This window comes from Vibrio sp. S9_S30, assembly GCF_014694455.1.
Classification (GTDB): domain Bacteria; phylum Pseudomonadota; class Gammaproteobacteria; order Enterobacterales; family Vibrionaceae; genus Vibrio.
The window spans coordinates 1-20,235 of record NZ_JAAUWT010000024.1; the positions used below are offsets into that span (position 1 = coordinate 1).

The following is a 20,235-nucleotide window of genomic DNA, read 5'->3' on the forward strand; positions in this document are numbered from 1 at the left end:
CCTCTACGACTACATGATCAAGTGCATGAAGGAGTTGGCGAAAGCTGAGCCTGATATCGATGCACTGCTGCCATGGAACTTCAAGCATTAGTTATGTCGCCCCGTGAGTTCATGGGACGCTTACGATCAAGAAACCAACCTCGGTTTCTGTAAAAAGTTAACTGGATTCGGACCATATAATAAGGCTCTTCATAAACCTCCCTCCCAAGAAGCGCCGACTCTCAGAAATCAAATATTATCAATAGCCTATCAAATATGAGACTGATATAATATTGGAAATCTTCTACTGTTGTATAAAAAACAAACTCAGTTGTTAAGAATCAACTAATTAGGCTATTAAATAGCATATTTTTCATGTAATTAGTGAATCCGTTACTATTTATTACTAGGTAACTAGAACAAACTATATTCAAGGAAGTGGTGTTGGTCGATCAAAGTGTAAATGCAGGTGTTACTGCACAGCAGGGCTTTGCCTTACAGCGGAATATGGCTCTTTTCTTAATACTGGACAACTACGATAGTAAATTTGATGGCTCAAAGTACTTTCTATCCCTAGAACATTTAGAAGATATATTATTCTGTCATCTAGACGATCACGGTCAGGCTGTCAAAGTAGAGACATATCAATCGAAAAAGAAGTCCGTTGGCAATTGGTCTATTGATGCTGAACTTGCCGAGATAATAGTAAAAATACTTAAGGTAGGGAAAACACTAATAGCAGACCCCCACCCTAAGTGCAGCAACTATAGTCACGACCTTTACTTTTCTTCTAACTCTAGTATGAAATTAACGACGAAAGTAAAATGTGGCGCTGATAGAAAGCAGACAACCAAAACCTACAGCCAAATCGTAAGTGAAGCAGACTCAGAAGTAATCTACTCAGAATTAGATCCTATAATACAAAATGCTCTAACCACAAAACTTACAACGCATGACTCATACAACAGTGAAAATTTGTATGAAGAACTAAACAATTTAAAATTCTTGTACATCGACTTCAATCGAACAAATAAAGAACAAGAAAATCAGTTAAGAACCAAACTCGAAGATATCTTTGATAGGAAAATAAGTGACTCTAAGGCTGCACTGGATTCGATCTTTAGGCTGTTCAAAGATGTTGAATTAACATACAACCAGAAGAGTGTGGCTAGGCTGTCAGATAAGTCAAAACAAGTACACAGTCAAGATATCAACAATGCCATCGAAATCATAACCACCAAATCAAAAGCATTCCAGTTTTGGCGAGACCATAGTAGAGATATTAGCCAAAAACTAGGAGTTAAACCATTTGAGCGAGACTCATTTGAAATGAAGTTCAGCCTAGCATTTGACCTATTTAAGAGCAAAGATGAAGCAGAACATCAGAAGATCCTAGGATTTGTGAAATCTAATTATCGTAAGTGTAGTGGATTCAATGAAGATGACTGTATAGAAGAACTAGTAGATTTGTTCAATCGAAAGCATAACTCCAACTTGGACGAGCAAACTTTAAAGGCCACCATGTATGCAGCTTACTTTGAATCTATAAATAAAATGGACGATTAAAAATGGGAATTTCAGTAGAGTATAATAAATTCTTTGCATATAGCAGCAAGGCAGAAAAATATTTCGATTCTACCTTCTCTAAGGGAATTAATATTGTTCATGGTAAGAATACGTCTGGTAAAAGTACATTTATTCAGGCACTGCACTATACCTTTGGAATCAATGATGAAAAAAGGAAACTTGCCGATTTGCTGACAGAGAACGTGATATTTAGACTAGATCTAACTATTCACAACCCTGCGCCTACCAATGTTTCGATAGTTCGAGATGATGAGATCGTTTCTATTAAAGTTGGGGAACAACCACCAATTAAGTTCATAGGTATTGGCGGTAATAACTCGCGAGAACATGTTAAGCTGAAAGTGTTTTTGTCTGAGCTATTGGGCTTTACCCTACAATTAGAGTATGACAATGAATATAAACCAGCATCGCTAGAAGCGATGTTTTTGCCTTACTACATAGCACAAGACGTTGGCTGGGTTTATCGCCACAAATCATTCCGAGGCTTGGACTTTGTTAAGAACTTTAAGAACGACTTTTTTGACTACTTTCTAGGTATTACAAATAATTACGACCGCCTTGAAAAAACTCGCCTCGATCGGGAAAAGAAAGAACTAGAAGCTGAATATAGGCTTCTTCACAAGATCGAGCAAAACAACAAGAAGTTCAAATTAGCTAAAATGAAGGATGAAGCATTTACAGCTAAAACTAACGAATACATTGAGCCATATAAAGAGAATAAATCTGAGCTGATTAGGCTAGAAAAAGAATACTTGTCCATATGCAACAAGATAACGCTACTAGAGGAAAGTAGAAAAACTCTGCTTAGGGTTAGGCGTAACCTGAAGACAAATGTTCTGGCCGCTGAAAAGTGCCCTACGTGCTCGCACACACTATCTCATTCAATAGAAGACACTTATAATTTTCTCCAAGACAAGAATGATACTGAAACGCAAATAAAAGAGTTAAACAAGAACATTAAAGCACTCAAATCTTCTCAAGGAAAATTGAACTCAATAATCAATGACATTGACGAGAAACGCCAGGTTGTTGAACAGGATTATTATGAACTCTTAGAGTATAAGGTTGACGATGTAACCTTAGACTCATGGTTAAAAAATAAAGTCAACGTAGAGGTATCAGGAGAGCTCAATAGTAAGCTTGGTGAAATAACATCAAGAATACTGTCTATTGAAGAAGAACTTAGCAAATTCAGAACCGATGAAGCCGTTAAGAAAGAAAGAAGAAATGCAAGTTATTCATTCAAATCTACTTTTGAAAAGTATGTGTCTGAATTGCACGTGAAACCTTTCGAAAACGATAGGTTCTACTTACTCTATGATATACCTGCATTTCCAAGACAAGGCGTTGAATTGTTGAAGACTCTTCTGGCTTACAATTTCACCTTTGTAGAGACGATCAAAAAAACTGAGTATGTACATGTGTTGCCGTTCGTACTTGATGCCATATTTGAAGGTGATTTCGAGGATGAAAGCAAGGATGAAATTCTTCATTTTATCAAAAGTCATACGCCATCAGATCAACAGTTCATTTTTTCAATAGCCGACTCAAAAAGTAATGCACATTCTGCTAAGTCATACAACATGAAACATTTTGAGGGTAACGCGAACCTGATTTGTATCGGAGAGAATACTAAGCAAAGATCATTTCTTGCGGAATACCGAGGGGAATGCGACCAGTATATCAATGAAACTATGGATATTTTAAGTTGAGATACTTAGCTGTATTAGTTCCGACTAGATCTGACACTTCAATTTGAAAAGAAGAGAGTTACCCACTTTGATTAAAGGTGCTTAATCACTAATCAAAGACAATAAGAGGTAACTCTCATGCTTCATACTAGCAATCCAATCATCAAACACAAAGCTGGCCTTCTCAGAATTCAAAGGGACACTCAGAATTCAAAGGGACACTCACTCTAAGCCCCCCTTTCAATTACAGTGAGCTGCACCTAATTCCACCAAGGTTGCACTTTCCCATTTTGCGCTCTTTGGCTTTAGCGTATGGTGGATTCTCTTCTTTCTAAATAGAGAACCAAAGCCCGCGCTCAGTTAATCTGCCTAGAAGCAGCACCCTATTACCACTGTGCTTCATGCTGTGTTCGGCGTTCATTCTTATGCGGTTACGATTCGCAGCCAAACCAATGCTTTGACCACTTCGTTTACTTGAAAAATGCGAAAAGTAATTGAACGAGTGTGTAATCACCAAAAACTCGCCGAGTAACTTGAAACAGATATCGATGTAAATATGGAGCGTTGAACATCGTTGTGACTCTTTCCTAAATTGCCTGTCCTTGTTTTTCTTGTTATTAGTTTGGGCAAAACAGATTTTTGTGAATAACAAAACTTGGACAAAGCCAAATCCAGAAAATTTCTATGAACGCAGCTCTCATTTTGAAGCAGCAAACTTTGTTCACAATGAAAACCCACTTTTATTATTAGCTCAATTCATCTCTCATCATCATTAAAAGAGAATAATAATAATGAAAAATACCGTACTATTTACAGCGATTTTCATGGCAATATCCTATCCCGCTCAAAGTTTAGAAATTAGCTCAAATTTTCAATACTTCAATCAAAACAATTTCGAATCAGACACACAGGGCAACCTCCCAGCTTCGGTCTGGCTGGCGCAAAATGTCATTATGCCTTCGCACCACGGTGTGGTGGATGATGTAACTCCTCATTTAACCTCGCACCGAAGGACAATGGTCTTGTTTCAACCCAAGACCCCAATACCTGTAGGCGGAGAAGTCCATGTATCGGTCAAAAACGCCGCAGGGGAAACCGTCTACCAAGGGCAAATGGAGTCACCCGATAATCTGCCTCTTATTGCCGGTCAGACGCTATTCAAGGAGCATATTGAGCGCCCTTCTCAATATGAAAAAACGATTTCAGACGGCACCACCCTCGCAAATTTTGCGAACGATCCAAAAGGGGAATATTTTGCAGGACTCCTCTCAACCAACAACACAATTCTAATTAAAACCCGCAATGGGCATTGGACGCAACATTTCCACCTTCCTAGTGGGGAGCAATACCATGGAAAACGGATCACTTTCTCATCAAATGCGGGGTATATCTCTAGCATTCATTACACGAATAATGTACGTAAACTCACTTACGGCGATACGCTCACCTTAAAAAACGCAAATGGCACTTGGTACGCAGACGTGGACGCCGAATTTAACCGGATAAAGTACAGTGCGAATACGTATTCCATTGCCCTGCCCGCTCAAATCATACAACCTGGGCTGACACTGCATTTCAGCGATGGTCAGCACGTGGGTGATGTCGTCAATTTGCACATTGGCGCGCCAAACGAGTTACTCATTCATACGATCGACCTTGGGCTACTGACACCGCCTCGCAACCAGTTTACCTTTCAGTCCGATTCAGAGTTACATCGGGAGTACTACCAACAGCTACCCATCCAACGTTTAACCGTCTCTGTCTATGAGCCGCAGCACTTTACAGAAATTGTATTGCCCAATGGGGAAAGACTGACGGATTTTGATCCGAGTCAAGGCGGGATACACAAAGGCACCATGCGTCAGCAGATCGCACAAGGTCTCGTTTCCTACGGTATAAACAACGCCAACTATGGCATCAGTTCCTCGGGAGGCACCAGTTTTTTATGGCACCCTTATTCTGCTGCACAGATCACCGCCCACAACGCAATAGGGCGTTACGCCAATGGTGTCCAGTTACATGGTATGTCGGCACGAGACGGAATAGTCTCTCTCAAAAACTCAGAAGGCAATGAGTTAAGTCATGAATTTGGGCATAACTTCGATCTGAGGCACTTCCCTGGAGGGTTCTCAGGAGCCATCAATCAGTCAGCCGAATACCGCAACTCAACGTGGGGATGGGATGCCGATCTGAACCATTTTTTACCCAATATAGAAAAGGCAGTGACGCATCAGAACAAATGCTATCAAGACGAGTGTGCGGCGCCATTTTTAGGTCATCGATTTGGGTCGGGGGCTATGTCAGGTGGCGGACCTTTGTATGTCCATTACAATCGTTACACACTCCACACGCCTTATGAACTCAATAAAATTCAGGCGTTTTTTGAAAGCAAAGCCGTGTTCTCTCCAGATTCACCTAGTGGATTCAGAAAGTGGGATGCGAAGACAAAAACGATGCAACCATGGACTAACAAGATTAAAGACGATTTGATGCAAGTGAGCTCCGCCACCAAAGCTCAAGTCCCGTATAAACAAGGAGTCCCCGTCACCACAATCGTAGGTTACTATGATCCGGACGAGGTACTGAACGGTCACATATACCCAGCGCTCCATGGCTCGTTCGGAGCCGTTTACCAGGATAACTTTGCGTCATCTTCTTGTCAGTTGAACGTCCATACCAAAGATAGCGGCACCAAAACGTTCAACCTTTATGCGAGGAGACTGGACGCGAATTCCATGAACAAGTTCCATGTCAATGTAGAGCAGGCGTTATCACCATACTCAGCGGAAGTGTACTGCAACGGACATTTGTTGGCATCACTGGACATCAGTGCTCCAACACAACCCCTTAATACCCACATTACCTCAGATCTGTAATCATAATTCGTTTATGCCAGAGAGTGAGGAAGGCATCGGTCATTTGACCTCCCATTCCTTACTCTCGTTTTATTTCACTTCATTTCATAGAATAACGAAATAACGAGGACACTCACTCTAAGAAAACAGTTAAAAGAAAAATAATTCTCTCCCCTCTTTAGGTTAATGAATTACCTAGAATTAATCGATTGGGCATTAGCCATGAAACGTGGTTAAACGCCTGCACTCAACTGGAAAAGGGGAATGTGATGGGTAAAGAACAATCGATAAAACATGCTCTGCCAGCGCTAAAACGAAGGCGTGTGTCGGGCTTTCGACTCCCCGATAGATAATCGCAAGAACTACCCCAGCCCTTCCACACACCAATCCTCATTCACAGCAGACTTTGACAGCTTCGTTTACCTGAAAAAATACGAAAAGTAATCGAATAAAAGCGTAAACACCAAAAACTCACCGAGTCACTCGAAAAACGTGAAACAGGTATCGATGTAAAGATGGAGCGTTGAACATCGTTGTGAGTATTTCTTACATTGCCTGTCTTTGTTTTTCTGCTTGCTTTTTTCTCCGCTGTCTCAAGCGAGCTTAGTTAAAATCTTGAGTCCAATAAGACATATTTTCCGAATTTGATTTACTGGGTTTGTACCCAATACCCATTTTGGTGTGCCTACTCCTCATCACGTTCTGACAGTGCCCCGCATGACCCGCCCAGCTGTTTTGGCCCGCATTGTTAACCTTGCCATCACTTCTCGTATTTCTGTGTCCAAATACAGGGATAATGGCTGTGTTCGAAGATAAAACGTATGCATTTTGACCCATGCTATTCATAATGAAATGACCTTGAGCCTCTCTTTGGTACTGCACGTCTGAGTTCAATTGTGCATTGCTGGCAGTGTTGTCGTCCCAAGCGACGGGGGGAGCCGGTGGGAATGTTCCACTAGAAAATAACGAACCATATGAATCACAGTAGCGCTCTGTCGACCTTGCGCAATTGGTCGAAATTACCGATTGATACTTAATACTGTCCTGACTCAAATCATCCGGAATGTTCACAATTCGACACCATTTTTCGTCTGCGACACCTTGACCCGGCATGCCCCAAATCGAACCATTCAGTATTTGGTCTTTATCCAGTGTTGCAAAGTCGATGATTGTGTCATCATTCAGCTGGCTTAAATCCAAACGAATGTTTCCAGATGAAGCATCCAACGCAAAGATGGAAGCGCCAACCTCTTTTGCGGCCGCATCAATATAGTTTCGTTGCATCAATTCCCATGCATTGCCAAACCGTTCTATTGACTGATGACGATAAGCCATTGCTATAAAGTGGTAAGTGGGTACATTCGTCTCGACTCCGCTCTTATCTCTCGTCACCACACTTCCAGCGGTAGCCAACGCTAAAGAGCTATCGAATACAGCATGGTTAAATACATACGTTCCTAAATTCTCGTTAGTGCAGCGGTTAGTTCTCATATCGTATCGATATTCAGAAAGAGTTCCATCAACAAGTAGCTGATGGTCTTTCCGTTGTGCAGTTAATCCAACGGCTTCGTAACAATGCCAGTCTTGAACTAATCTGCTGTCGTTATCGATGATGATTGTTGGCGTGGGGATGGTTATATCAACCTTTTGAGTATCTCCACCATTAAATGCAGGAAGGTTGGCTTTAATAGGAATAGATAAATAGTTTTCTACAACCCCATCTCTTTCGACAAGCCCTTCAATAGCAAAGATCACACCACTCTTGAGCGCCTTACTATCTGGCTGTTGGGAAATGATGGTTGATGAACTTCTGGAAATACGCGAACTACTTGGAATACTGGGTATATCCGAATGACTGGCCTTGGCATCTATGCTGCCCTCTCCCGATGGATTTTCTCCACCACATCCTGAAATTGTCAGTGCAATTAGCACTGTTGCTGATAAATTTTGTCGCCTCATTTGTTCACTCCTAAACCATATATAATTCTTTAGGAGCGGGATATTGCCTTAAAAAACAGGCTTAAATTTCAGGTAAATGTCAGAAAACAAAATACTGACACTTAACTTACAATGAGGAAGGTATGAATGGCGAAATAGTGGGTGTTTAAATTGACTCGATAAAATGAATCACAAGGACACTCACTCTAAGAAAATACGAAACCCTTCAATGACAGCGAGTTGCGCCTAAATCCACAAAGATGTCGCTTGCCCATTTCGTAATTCAAATAGCACACACGCCATAAACAACAAACGTCAAGATCAAACAAGGCGAACCATTCGATTCGCCTTGTGATTGTTTGAGCATGATTTTTATTTTAGAGGGTCGTTGTCTGGCAACGCATTATGAATCCAAAGTGCCAGCCTGTGTTTGATGTTTGCGCCGTCAAGCTTGCTGTCGGGTAATGGGGTGATCTGTTTGGCATCGACCAAAAATAGGTAAATCGCTTTTACTCTGAGGGGTTGCGGTGACTGAGGAAGGTCAAAGCCTTGCATCTTTGCCATCTTGCCAGCAATCTCAAGTGCCTTTTTAACCAGTTTATCTTCATTATGAAGCTTAGCGCTTTTTGCCATTGATAGAATCCTCTTCTTCGCTTGAACTAAGAATACCTTAAGTGTTACAAACGGCGTGTTAGTAAGTTCTCATATTGACAAGATTACGCCACATCCCCAAGCAACTGAATGAAAAGTAACCATAATTGATCATCTTCTACATTAAGTAGTGAGTCTCGCATATTTCACTCAAAGAGTTAAAGAAACACTTCGAGTTAATAGAGATATTGAGAGTTAATAGAGATACTGAGAATTAAAGAGATACAGAGAGTTAAGGAGATATGAAGAGTAAAGAGACAGAAAACGTTAAAAAACACCAAGAATTCCCTCAATAACTCAGCAGAATTGCCCCAGATACCTATGTGAAGACAAGTTAGTTAAAAAAATCGTCAATTCAAACCCACGTCACTGAAGCATTTAACAACCCATCAATAAGTTACGTTATTTTGCGAGTCATTTACAAAATGCAGACGAGCGATATTGTTGCTGTGATATCAGCTTGATAGTTTGGAAGTAGAACAATCAAAATAAGAGTATTGTTTTGTTTTCTTTATGAAAATTTTGGCGGAACTTGGGAAGTATTACCGCCTTTGTATAGACGTAACGAAGGCTTGTACGCCAGCGATACGTAGTCAGCAGGTTAGAGAGGATAACGGATTTTTGAATAATGGCTTTTCTGACAGAGTTAACGGCATGGATAATAAAGTGATTTTTGGCTAAATCGATACCATTTACATGAGAAAAGTAGACATGACATCTTCAATATTGATGGATATCTCATCAGTGTAGCAAGTATTCGTTACAGAGAATCCATGTATTCTCAAGTTTTTTAATGACTCAAAATATAAGGAATTTCATGACTCTAGTTTACCTTCTTGATTTTGATTACGACAGGGAAGCATCGAATAAGAATAAGGCAAGTTACGCTAAACGTTTTAAGAATTGGTGTCGACGGTGTTTTTCGTGGCAAAACTACCCTGTCTTGAAGAAAGATGTCCACGTTGATTTTGAGAATGGATTTGAAACTCATCTTTTCAATGATAGAGAGAAGCTTCTAAAAGGTCTTAAAAAGAGAAAACCCGATATCCTATTATTCGATTTGTTTTCTAACTCCGAATCTGACGCGTGTTATGAAGATCTCATTGTTCATAAAGAGCTGGATGATACAAAGTGTGATGTTGAGCTAGCACTATTAGATCTACAAGCCACTCGACAATATGCTCGAAGAGTCCTAAAAAGAAAATGCCACCCTACAGGGTTAGAAGAAATTGAGTATTTAATTTGTTCGTCTGACATTGACGTTGATTTTCCAATAGCAATATTTAGCAGATTTGGACGACATCTTCTTAGTACAGAAGACATGTTGAAAGTACAAAAATATGGTGGGTATTTTGTATGGAAGGATAAGAAGAAATCCATTGATAGATATGTTAATGGCTTTGGAAAACGTGAGAGACTCTCTATTTCTTCTGTCATTAGTGCGTATGAAGAAAATATATCCAGGTTTGACAAGTCACTTTTGAAAGAAAGACAAAAAATTGTAAGATTAGAAAAGAAAATTAGATTTAATAAGTTGTCAATGGTTGTTGAATATACTTTTGTCCTTGCCATTATTTGTGCCGCATTAATACACGGTAAAGAATGGTTCGATCCTGGCGTCGTGAAATCAGCTGCAATTATCAGTGATATACTTTCATTCAAATACTTATCTCCATTTATGCTTTTAACGGCCATAATATACGCTGTTCTGATAAAAATTAGAGGTAAAAATATGGGCATATTATTGGAAGCCCATCGGTATAGTACAAATTTGGTCAATGATTTAGTCAGCAGCAGAATTAAAAACGTCTCTAAAGAGTAGCCATCACTTACACCTAGACTGAGTCTGTGTTATCTGATCGCAATAATATGCAGGAATGCCGAGCTGCAACGAGGTAAAGGGAAATACTCAATAACGCCTTACTTAAGAAAACCAATCTGCATGTTCTGATCGATAACGATTTTCTTCTGGGACACGTGATCTGGTCTCACGTCCACCTCATTTCAAATAGTCATCCTATCTGGCTCATGAATGCATATGTTTTGTAAAATGATCGATCTTTTCGAAAATGTTACATAGCACCTTATGCTCCAATGTGGCATATTAACTGCGAATAATTATTGAAATTGTGAGGTTTTATATGAATGTGAGGTTTTATATGAATAAATGTTTATTCGCTGCATTGGGCATTGTTTTTGCCACCAATGTATACGCGACGGAGCTGGAGGATATCGATTGTTCTCACATCGAAGGTCGATGGGTTGCAACGGACGCTTCCAAGTTAGAAATGCATGTTACGGATCCCCAATCAGAGGCTTGCGGATCTGACTGCACTACACTAACTATGAGATATTCGTTATCTCCAGGAGTCGAGAGCATCGCGAAAATATATTGCCATGAAGGTCAAGCTGGCGTTAAAAATCAAGGTCCGATGGTCTTATCTTTTGAAGGTGCACAAGGAGGTCATTCCATTGGTACGTTTAATAGACAGTTGAACCTTTTATGGGCTGGGGTTTTACCTAAAGATGACAATGGAAAGTGGATACCAAAAATGGACAGTTATTGGTTCGAAAAGAAGTAATAGCTAAACTCGTTCCGCCGCCAATACCGTCCTTTTGGGGCGGTATTTCATTATTAACACGACCAAAAGAGTTCAAAAATAAAATTAGGGTACACTCACTCAATAGCTCTCACTCAATAGTTTCTTAAATTGCCTGTCTTTGTTTCTTTATACTTATTTCTTTTACTGTTTTTTTAACAAAACAGCCCTAGTTGCGCGGGTTGTTGTTTTTGCTTGTTCTCTAGACTTAATGCAACAGTGATGCTCATGCGAACTCCGTAAATAAACGCGCTTATAAGGTTGACCAATCACCCAGAATAAACAATAACTATCCATATCTTGATAACTATTCATTCTGTAAACAGAAGGAACCGATATGGGTCAATCTCGGCACTTTGTGCTTCTTGTTGCTTTAATTTCTGGCGCTTATTCGCCTGCTCACGCGATGCAAACTGTGTCAGCCGACACTGCTCAATCAGATGCACCACTATGGTTAAGACACACAGCATTATCACCGGATGGCAAGCAACTGGCCTTTACCTACAAAAGTAAAATCTTTTTGGTGCCCAGTGAAGGGGGTGCAGCCCGCGCTATTACAAACGGTGATTTCTATCCTCACAGTTTAGTGTGGGGACCAGACAATCAAACCTTGGCATTTGCCGCCAACCCTTATGGTGACGATGACGTCTTTACCGTCTCTCTCAAAAGCGGAAAGATGATTCGTCACACTTACCATTCTGGACCGGACATTCCCACTTCGTTTACAGAGAATGGTGAAGCGCTGCTTTTCAGTACAACCCGTATATCCAGTAAGGAACAGGATTTTTACAGCTTGCCTGAGTGGTCACTGAGTCCGTTGGGGAACCACCTATACCGTGTTGAGCTGGAGTCTCAAAATGCCTCGGCAACCCTTGCGGTACCGGCCAAACATGCCGTTTGGAATAAAGATGAAAGCAAGTTGATTTATAACTCTCCTCACAAAGATCAACCATTTCGTAAGCATCAGCGCTCTTTTTCTGTGCCAAACGTTTGGCTTTATGATCGAGCAACAGGAAAACACCAACAGCTCACAGAAAACAGAGTGGCAGCTCAACACCCAATATGGAACAGTGACCAAACAGGTTTCTATTATCTGAGTGAAGCCGACGGCAATTTCAACGTTTGGCTATATCACTTAGCCACCGCTGAAAAAACCCAAATTACGCATTTCGATACGCATCCGGTTCGTCATCTAACGGTTGATGACCGTGATAACCTCGCGTTTTCTTATCATGGTGAAATATACACCCTCAAAAAGGAAGAATCCGAGGCACGTAAGATAAACATTAGCATCCATGATTTTTCGCCAATGGAAAGCCAATTACTGTATGCCAGCACAACGACGGGGTTTGCCACTTCGGAATCGGATCAAAGCGAAATACTTCTAAATTCGTATGGTGATGTCTATGCCTATAACAGTGATACATCGGCTGTTAAAGCGCTGACCAAAACTATTGAAGAAGAGAAACACGTTAATTTCACTCCAGACGGTTACGGCGCAGTCTACAGTGCGTTACGAAATGGAAGATGGGGTTTGTACACGACTTATTCTGTTACGCAAGAAGAGCGTTTGTCTGATGCCATTACTAGAACAGAAGTACCACTGCTGGTATCGGATGACCACGACATCACATTCCCCAAGTATTCCCCAGACGGAAACAAACTCGCTTTTGTGGTAGATGGACGAGCCCTTCACGTCCTTACCTTAAACAAAAGCGAAGAAGAGCCCTCTAGTGAACAAGTCAAGGAGACGACGCTGGATGAGGATAAATCAGTCGATCTGGGAATAGAAGTTATCTCTCCCGACCTGATAAGTCTTTTATTATTTGGCATCCATTACTCTTGGTCACCGGACTCTTCTCAGCTGGCGGTGCAAGTCATCCCCAATCCGTATTCCCACCAGATCCACGTTGTCAAAGCTGATGGCAGCAAACCTTCCGTGAATGTTTCACAAAGCGGATTTATTAACGCGGCACCTAATTGGAGTGCCGATGGACGAGTCCTTTATTGGGCGACCACTAAATACGGTATGAAATCTGTCTCGGGAGATGATCTTGACATGACAATAAGTGGTGTGTTTGTCAACAGTAAAGCGAAGAAAGACTTCAAAGATAATATTGAATGGCCAGACGAAGGCGAACCACTACCAAGTTACGCTTTCAACGAAAACAACACCGAATACAGAAAAGCATTCCATTTGCCATTTTCAAAAGGAGTGTTGGTGGCACACTTGCTGGGTGACCATTTATTGGTCGTGGATGTCGAGCCTAACTTTTCTGGTGAGAATAGAACTAACGCATTTATCTACAATATCCGAACTCAGGAGACTCGCTCGGTATTTTCTGACCAGCCAGAAGCGAAAGCAGTATACGTTTCAGAAGATCAGGATTTCGTTTATCTACTCACTGAATACTACATTATCAAAATGGATACGAGTTCTGGGAACCCCACCTATTACACCATTGAACTGCCAGTTGAATTTGAAGCAGAGCCAAGACGAATTGCCGCATTTGATCAGATAGTTCGTCAAACCAAGGAGCAATACTATCGCCCCGACATGGGCAATGTGGACTGGGATTTTTACAGCAAGAGCTATAGAAAATTTCTGCCACACATCAACAATAACCGAGACTTCGCGGAAGTACTCAGTGAACTCTACGGAGAGCTCAATGCCTCTCATACTCATGCTTTCGGGAGTCCTGCGTACAGCATGCGCTACGACGAGACGGCATCGCTTGGGCTAATCTTCGCGGAAAACATTGCAGGTAACACTGAGTTTGTGGAGGGAACACCCAACCATCAAGGGCTGGTTATCCGGGAGATATTACCCAGTGGCCCAGCAGATGTTGAAGACATCGTACTTAAACCCGGAGATAAGGTCATCGAAATTAATGGTAACCCAGTCTCTAATTTAGCAAGCCTTTCCAAAGAGTTGAATAATAAGACAAACATGCCTGTTTCCGTAACCTTACAACGAGGTGAAGAGCACCAATGGCATCAAGAAATCACCCCCATCAGCCTCAATGAACAATACTCGATCATAGCAAAGCGCTGGGAACTGGAGCGCCGAAATTATGTTCTGGAGAAAAGCGACGGTAAAGTTGGCTATGTCTACATACCAGAAATGAATTCAAGCAGCTTTGAACATCTTTTCGCTGAGGCGTTAGGGCGATTACGCAACACCGAAGCCTTGATCATTGATGTACGATTTAATGCTGGCGGTGACCTTTCCAACACGCTCATTGAATTCCTTACCGCTAAGAAGGTTGCTGACGTTGTGCCTAGAAAAGGCATACCATCCTCAGATGCCGGTCGCCGTAGCTGGTTAAAACAGTCGGTCGTTCTTGCGAATGCGGCTTCGTATTCCGATGCTTCAGCGTTCAGCCAGTACTATCAGGATATGAATGTTGGTCCTATTGTGGGTGAACCCGTTCCGGGGACAGGAACTGCTGTTAATACCGCAAGTTCGCCAGTCTACCCAGACATCAGTTCCACCTACCCATTTTTGCCTGTTAAAACAGCGGATGGTCGCTACTATGAAAACCTAGAACTTATTCCAGACGTTCAGGTATTCAACCGACCTTCAGAAGTAGAGCGCGGCATCGATAGTCAGCTTGATGCGGCAATTGCAACCGCACTGAAACAGATTCAGACAAAATAAAAAAAGTCAAAAAGGATAGGCGAGCTTCACAGCTCGCCTTTCCACCCAACCACTGCCTGCCTACGGATCTTTCGTCGCGATTAAAGCCCAGAAACTCGAACAAAATCCCCCCTAAACAGGTCAACCGATCCTAAAGCTTGATCAGAAGTTTGCCTTTGTTTTCGCCTGTAAAGAAAAGGTTCATTGCCGACATGGCGCTTTCAAGCCCATCCAATACGTGTGTTCTGAACTTAATTTGACCATTCATCACATACGGTGTGAGCCTTTCTAGCAATTGAGGCATTTGGTGAAAGTGATCAGGTATAGCGAAGCCTTGTACCGTGATCCGTTTTTTAATTAAAGGTATCCAGTTAGGTCCTGCCAAGGGTTCCGAAGTGGTGTAGTCGGCGATCATGCCGCATACAACAATTCTTCCATGGGCATTCATACGGTCAAATATGTGGTGTTGAATCGGCCCGCCCGTATTTTCAAAAAAGACATCCACGCCATCTGGGGTTAATGATTCAAGCTGAGATTTCAAATTGTCTTTCTTGTAATTGATCGCGCCATCAAAACCAAGTTCATTGACTATCCAACTCGCTTTTTCATCGCTTCCAACCACGCCAATAACGCGCAAGCCTTCCGCTTTCGCCAGTTGCCCGACGATAGAACCAACGGAGCCAGCCGCACCAGTGACCACCAATGTTTCCCCAGACTGAGGCTGACCGACATTAAATAGCCCGTGCGTTGCCGTTAAACCCGGCAGAGCGAAAACAGAAAGTGCCATTTCTGCATCGATGTTATTCGCCACTTTGTTGATACCCTGACCATTGGTTAGCGCGTATTCAGTCCAACCCATCATCCCCATCACTTTGTCGCCCACAGCAAACTCAGGGTTTTCAGACGCAACGACTTCACCAAATCCGCCAGAGCGCATACGCGAATTTAACGCCACAGGGGGAATATAGCTGTCCTCATCGGCCATCATCCAACCAATCATGGCGGGATCCATCGACATATGTGTCTGTTTAATCAGGAATTGACCTTCGGTGAGCGCTGGGATCTCATTCTCAACAACTGTAAACAGATGCGGTCCGATAGGGCTGCCGTCTGGACGTGCGGTAAGCAAAATTTCTGTATTTAGCGTCATGGTTTTCTCCTTAGATCGTACCAGCAGTATTGCACAATGATTCATTTCCCAATAGGCTGCATTGAGCGAATCACCTTTGCTTTAAAGGCAATAATATGGACAAACTAAAAGCACTATCCTACTTCGTAGAAACGGTAGAAAGAGGCAGTTTCTCTTCCGCCGCGAGCCGTTACCATGTGCCTGCCTCTTCCATCTCACGGCGAATCGCCGATCTCGAAGCAGAGCTTGGTGCGCAGCTACTTGTGCGAAACACTCGCTCCATCTCACTGACTGAGGTGGGCAAACAATACTTCCAACAAGCACAGCACATTATTGAGCAAGTGAGCCTGTCTGATCAGCTTGTTAAGCAGTATCAAAGTAAACCAACAGGTGTCTTAAAAATCAGCGCAATGGTGGGGTTTGGTGAACACATCCTTTTACCCATTCTCGACGACTTTTCTCAACTCTTTCCCGACGTGATCCTAGATGTCGTGTTAAGTGATGAGCTTTCAAAACTGGAAAAGGACGACGTGGACATCGCCATTCGCGGGGGCTACGCACCAAACGAACGCGTTGTCGCCAAAAAGCTAATGAACAATGACTTCGTTGCCGCCGCTTCCCCCATTTATATTGAGCGAAATGGGCAACCTACCTGCACTTCCGAGCTCGTTCATCATCAAGGCCTGTTTTTTAAAACGCCTGTTGGTCCAACGCCTTGGCTAAGTGAAATTGATGGTCGGTGGCAAGATGTATCTGGAACATTGAAACTGGTCAGTAATAACGGGCAATGGCTTCTAAATAAGGCTATACAAGGTGAAGGTATATTAATGCTGCCTAGGTGGGCACTCCAACCGAGTTTTGATTCTGGCGTATTGCAAGAGTTAGTTTTTGATCAACCCTTGCAAATAAGCCATGGTGGGGACTTTGCCATTTTCCTACTTTATCAAAAGCTCGAATACTCCATTCCCAAGATTAAAGCCGCTGTGGACTTCATTAGTGATCAAGTTAAGCGCCAGTATCCCAACTAATCTTTGCCATGGCATCTCAGCACTTTCTAGATACAACAAACTACCCTTTGGCGCTTCCTTTGAAAAAGCATTGAGATCGAGATATTCAGTGTTCAAACAATGGGGCGGTGTGTCCCAACATACACCGAGTAACCGCTCTTGTAGGCAATAACCCGATTTCGGCTTCACGAGCCATTTCCACTGTGTCTTGGTGTCACTTTCTAATATAGCGTGAGGGTTGTCCAATAGGCGGCCAAGTTGTTGTGTGCTTATCGGGGACTAACTGGGTAGCACTGGGGACATAGACTCTCTTCTCCATGTGAGAGATGTGAGAGATGCGAGAGATGCGAGAGAGTCGTTGATACCAAATATTACTGAGGCAAGAGGTGATAATAAGAGGGAGTAACACGAGACGACCCACCTCACAGTATCAAAAATCGGTAACGAGTTGTTATCAGCTTGCTACACCTAGAATTTCAGCATACTGAGCAACAATCCAATCGATGCTTCCGCGTTCATTTTAGATCTTAAATAGCACTCTATCCTTTTGTTTTACATGTGTTTATATCAAAAAAACCGAACAAAACCCTTAGTTTTTGTCACATATAACGACGACTTCTAATCGCATAAAATGGACAAATTATGTCACTTTTGGAATTAATCATTTTCATTTATTCCCTATATCAATAAAAACGAAAGCGCTACATTTACACAGATTTAACATAAATAACACAGGTTTAAACATCACTCAGCTTCGGCTTAATTCGTGACACATGAAAGGGGCAATATGAAGAAGCACAGGCGCTTTACATATCCAGTGCAGTCGTTGTCGTACTTCAAGCGGTTGAATCTGCGGCGGGTAATATGATTGCTGATCGCGGCTTCCACAACGGTAGGCTTGGTTGGACAAAAAGGCACAACGCCCATGAATCTAAGAGTTAAATATAAAAATCAGGATTGAAATTATGATTATCTCCGCATCGACTGATTATCGCGCTGCAGCAAAAGCAAAACTGCCACCTTTTTTGTTTCATTACATTGATGGTGGCTCTTACAACGAGCACACATTAAGGCACAATACCGACGATCTTTCTGACGTAGCATTGCGCCAACGTGTTTTACGGGACATGTCCGATCTCAGCCTAGATACAGAATTGTTTGGCGAAAAGATGTCCATGCCTATCGGGCTTGCTCCTGTCGGTTTAAGCGGCATGTATGCGCGCCGAGGGGAAGTTCAAGCGGCTAAAGCCGCCGACAAAAAAGGCATCCCTTTTACCATGTCAACGGTGTCGGTTTGCCCGATTGAAGAAGTGGCGCCAGCAATAGAACGACCGATGTGGTTCCAGCTGTACGTTTTGAAAGATCGTGGCTTTATGCAAAATGTGCTTGAAAGAGCGAAAGCAGCGGGCGTATCAACGTTGGTCTTTACGGTAGACATGCCCGTGCCTGGCGCCCGTTATCGCGACATGCATTCTGGAATGAGTGGTCCTAATGCCGCTATGCGCAGAGTATTCCAATCGATGCTCCACCCAAGTTGGGCGCTTGATGTTGGCATTTTAGGAAAACCGCACGATTTAGGGAACATTTCTACCTATCGAGGTGAACCAACCAAACTTGAAGATTATATCGGCTGGTTAGGTGCAAACTTCGACCCGTCAATTAGCTGGAAAGACTTAGAGTGGATCCGAGATTTCTGGGATGGTCCGATGGTTATAAAGGGGATTCTAGACGAAGAAGACGCCAAAGATGCCGTAAGGTTTGGTGCTGATGGTATTGTGGTCTCCAACCATGGTGGCCGACAATTGGACGGCGTTCTATCAACGGTTCGTGCCCTTCCCTATATTGCTGATGCCGTTAAAGGGGATTTAAAAATCATGGTTGATTCTGGCATTCGAACCGGTCTAGACGTTGTACGCATGCTGGCACTGGGAGCCGATTTTACGTTACTCGGCCGCTCATTCGTTTATGCGTTGGCAGCACAAGGCGGTGCTGGGGTAGAAAACCTACTCGATTTGTATGAGAAGGAAATGCGCGTAGCTATGACATTAACTGGGGCAAAAAGTATTTCAGATATCTCCTCCGACTTGTTGGTTGATCTGAGTAAGCAAGCTTCTTAAATTGCCACAACATACAAAAAATGCGAGAGATTTTATTAAACCTCTCGCATTTTTGCTCTTTCATCGCCAATATACGCCTCTCCTGAATCATCTAGATATCAATACTCATGAAAAAACCCCTATTACCACTGGCTCTGCTGGCTATGTCTTGTGCCGCTTACGCACAAGAAGGTTACTACTTCGGGCTGGGTTATAACATTTCCACTTCAGAACACAACGACGGCAAAGTAGGATTAAGCGCGAGCTTCGGGCACACATACCCACTAGGAAGTCGCTTCATGATGTCTTCAGAATGGCTTTATACCGATCTAGGCAAACATAATCACTACGAACTTTCTAGTATTGCATGGAACCTAAAACCTACATTGCCACTTAGCGATACGATGCACATCGCTGGCGTATTTGGTACGAACTATTATTTCCAAGAAAGTCGTATCGATAAAGACAACACATTTGGTATTTCGTACGGAGCGGAAATAGGCTTGCGATTAACACAAAATATCGCGGTTAACACTGGCTATAAGATCTATGATGCGAAATCGAAACTTTCATCCATGTACGCAGAGTTCCAACTGCGATTCTAGATACCGAATATTAAAAATGCCGACTTCATGTCGGCATTCATTTTCCTTCAGAATGAGTTTAACTTACCTTCATTGATCTTAGTACTTACCCTCATTGATCTTAGTACTTACCTTCCAAAATAACGGTATGCTTTGAGCGTCTTTCGGCATAACGACTTTTCATTTGACGAACATCGTTTAAAAATGGGGCGTAAAAGATGGGAAATAGGCACCCCATAACCAATACGTAACTCATTTTAAGTCGCAAAGACATCTTTTGCTTCACACCATCGTCAAATACGGTGACACCTGTAGCGACAAAAAAGCCTAGAACGTAAAGCGTAACCAAAGACCCCAGTGCAACGTAAACTCGCATAATGTGCCGAGTGATTTCACTGACAGTTTGGTGAACACATGGTGTCATGTCGTTTATAAACTCGCAGTACTCTATGTATTCTAAGCCAATAAACCATTCCAT

13 protein-coding genes and 1 pseudogene are annotated in these 20,235 nt (G+C 42.4%); 10 read left to right on the forward strand and 4 right to left on the reverse strand.

Annotated features, from left to right (window positions below; translation table 11 throughout):
* Positions 1-423: 423 nt before the first annotated feature.
* From HC752_RS21030 to HC752_RS21040, 4 genes and pseudogenes are all read left to right on the forward strand, one after another.
* On the forward strand, positions 424-1,545 hold the full coding sequence (locus HC752_RS21030; protein WP_190337169.1) for a hypothetical protein: 1,122 nt from the start codon (positions 424-426) through the stop codon (positions 1,543-1,545).
* A gap of 2 nt (positions 1,546-1,547) precedes the next feature.
* On the forward strand, positions 1,548-3,278 hold the full coding sequence (locus HC752_RS21035; RefSeq protein ID WP_190337170.1) for an ATP-binding protein: 1,731 nt from the start codon (positions 1,548-1,550) through the stop codon (positions 3,276-3,278).
* 342 nt (positions 3,279-3,620) lie between these two features.
* Positions 3,621-3,722 (forward strand): annotated as a pseudogene (locus tag HC752_RS24840) (alpha-amylase family glycosyl hydrolase); the annotation flags it as partial.
* 326 nt (positions 3,723-4,048) lie between these two features.
* Positions 4,049-6,133 carry a M66 family metalloprotease gene (locus tag HC752_RS21040; RefSeq protein WP_190337171.1) on the forward strand — a complete coding sequence of 695 codons (2,085 nt, stop codon included), beginning with the start codon at positions 4,049-4,051 and terminating at the stop codon, positions 6,131-6,133.
* Between the two features lie 582 nt (positions 6,134-6,715).
* Here HC752_RS21040 and HC752_RS21045 read toward each other — a convergent pair.
* Both HC752_RS21045 and HC752_RS21050 read right to left on the reverse strand, forming a co-directional pair.
* Entirely contained in the window at positions 6,716-8,071 is a 1,356-nt protein-coding gene (locus HC752_RS21045; RefSeq protein WP_190337172.1) for a CAP domain-containing protein, read from the reverse strand.
* Positions 8,072-8,422: 351 nt separating this feature from the next.
* The gene (locus HC752_RS21050; RefSeq protein ID WP_190337173.1) at positions 8,423-8,683 is read right to left on the reverse strand and encodes a DUF5062 family protein; all 261 of its coding nucleotides are present in this window, start codon (positions 8,681-8,683) and stop codon (positions 8,423-8,425) included.
* A gap of 835 nt (positions 8,684-9,518) precedes the next feature.
* On the opposite strand from HC752_RS21050, the gene HC752_RS21055 reads away from it, so the two are divergent.
* From HC752_RS21055 to HC752_RS21065, 3 genes are all read left to right on the forward strand, one after another.
* The gene (locus HC752_RS21055) at positions 9,519-10,523 is read left to right on the forward strand and encodes a hypothetical protein (protein WP_190337174.1); all 1,005 of its coding nucleotides are present in this window, start codon (positions 9,519-9,521) and stop codon (positions 10,521-10,523) included.
* Positions 10,524-10,860: 337 nt separating this feature from the next.
* Positions 10,861-11,283: a hypothetical protein gene (locus HC752_RS24695; RefSeq protein WP_202987908.1), complete on the forward strand. Its 423-nt coding sequence runs from the start codon at positions 10,861-10,863 to the stop codon at positions 11,281-11,283.
* 355 nt (positions 11,284-11,638) lie between these two features.
* On the forward strand, positions 11,639-14,962 hold the full coding sequence (locus HC752_RS21065) for a S41 family peptidase (protein WP_190337175.1): 3,324 nt from the start codon (positions 11,639-11,641) through the stop codon (positions 14,960-14,962).
* A gap of 130 nt (positions 14,963-15,092) precedes the next feature.
* Here HC752_RS21065 and HC752_RS21070 read toward each other — a convergent pair whose 3' ends face one another.
* Positions 15,093-16,091 (reverse strand): NADP-dependent oxidoreductase, encoded by a 999-nt coding sequence (locus HC752_RS21070; protein ID WP_190337176.1) that lies wholly within the window; start codon positions 16,089-16,091, stop codon positions 15,093-15,095.
* Between the two features lie 95 nt (positions 16,092-16,186).
* On the opposite strand from HC752_RS21070, the gene HC752_RS21075 reads away from it, so the two are divergent.
* The 3 genes from HC752_RS21075 (at position 16,187) to HC752_RS21085 (ending at position 19,778) form a co-directional block, all read left to right on the forward strand.
* Complete coding sequence (locus HC752_RS21075) at positions 16,187-17,098, forward strand: LysR family transcriptional regulator (protein WP_190337177.1); 912 nt, start codon at positions 16,187-16,189, stop codon at positions 17,096-17,098.
* A gap of 944 nt (positions 17,099-18,042) precedes the next feature.
* On the forward strand, positions 18,043-19,194 hold the full coding sequence (gene lldD / locus HC752_RS21080) for an FMN-dependent L-lactate dehydrogenase LldD (protein WP_190337178.1): 1,152 nt from the start codon (positions 18,043-18,045) through the stop codon (positions 19,192-19,194).
* Positions 19,195-19,301: 107 nt separating this feature from the next.
* On the forward strand, positions 19,302-19,778 hold the full coding sequence (locus HC752_RS21085; protein ID WP_190337179.1) for an outer membrane beta-barrel protein: 477 nt from the start codon (positions 19,302-19,304) through the stop codon (positions 19,776-19,778).
* A 100-nt stretch (positions 19,779-19,878) separates the two neighbouring features.
* Here HC752_RS21085 and HC752_RS21090 read toward each other — a convergent pair whose 3' ends face one another.
* Positions 19,879-20,235 carry a hypothetical protein gene (locus tag HC752_RS21090; protein ID WP_190337180.1) on the reverse strand — a complete coding sequence of 119 codons (357 nt, stop codon included), beginning with the start codon at positions 20,233-20,235 and terminating at the stop codon, positions 19,879-19,881.

Excerpts from the sequence above, each read along its gene's own strand:
- HC752_RS21035 (WP_190337170.1), top strand. The coding sequence starts at position 1,548 with ATGGGAATTTCAGTAGAGTATAATAAATTCTTTGCATATAGCAGCAAG.
- HC752_RS21040 (WP_190337171.1), top strand. The coding sequence starts at position 4,049 with ATGAAAAATACCGTACTATTTACAGCGATTTTCATGGCAATATCCTAT.
- HC752_RS21045 (WP_190337172.1), bottom strand. The coding sequence starts at position 8,071 with ATGAGGCGACAAAATTTATCAGCAACAGTGCTAATTGCACTGACAATT.
- HC752_RS21050 (WP_190337173.1), bottom strand. The coding sequence starts at position 8,683 with ATGGCAAAAAGCGCTAAGCTTCATAATGAAGATAAACTGGTTAAAAAG.
- HC752_RS21055 (WP_190337174.1), top strand. The coding sequence starts at position 9,519 with ATGACTCTAGTTTACCTTCTTGATTTTGATTACGACAGGGAAGCATCG.
- HC752_RS24695 (WP_202987908.1), top strand. The coding sequence starts at position 10,861 with ATGAATAAATGTTTATTCGCTGCATTGGGCATTGTTTTTGCCACCAAT.
- HC752_RS21065 (WP_190337175.1), top strand. The coding sequence starts at position 11,639 with ATGGGTCAATCTCGGCACTTTGTGCTTCTTGTTGCTTTAATTTCTGGC.
- HC752_RS21070 (WP_190337176.1), bottom strand. The coding sequence starts at position 16,091 with ATGACGCTAAATACAGAAATTTTGCTTACCGCACGTCCAGACGGCAGC.
- HC752_RS21075 (WP_190337177.1), top strand. The coding sequence starts at position 16,187 with ATGGACAAACTAAAAGCACTATCCTACTTCGTAGAAACGGTAGAAAGA.
- lldD (WP_190337178.1), top strand. The coding sequence starts at position 18,043 with ATGATTATCTCCGCATCGACTGATTATCGCGCTGCAGCAAAAGCAAAA.
- HC752_RS21085 (WP_190337179.1), top strand. The coding sequence starts at position 19,302 with ATGAAAAAACCCCTATTACCACTGGCTCTGCTGGCTATGTCTTGTGCC.
- HC752_RS21090 (WP_190337180.1), bottom strand. The coding sequence starts at position 20,235 with ATGGAATGGTTTATTGGCTTAGAATACATAGAGTACTGCGAGTTTATA.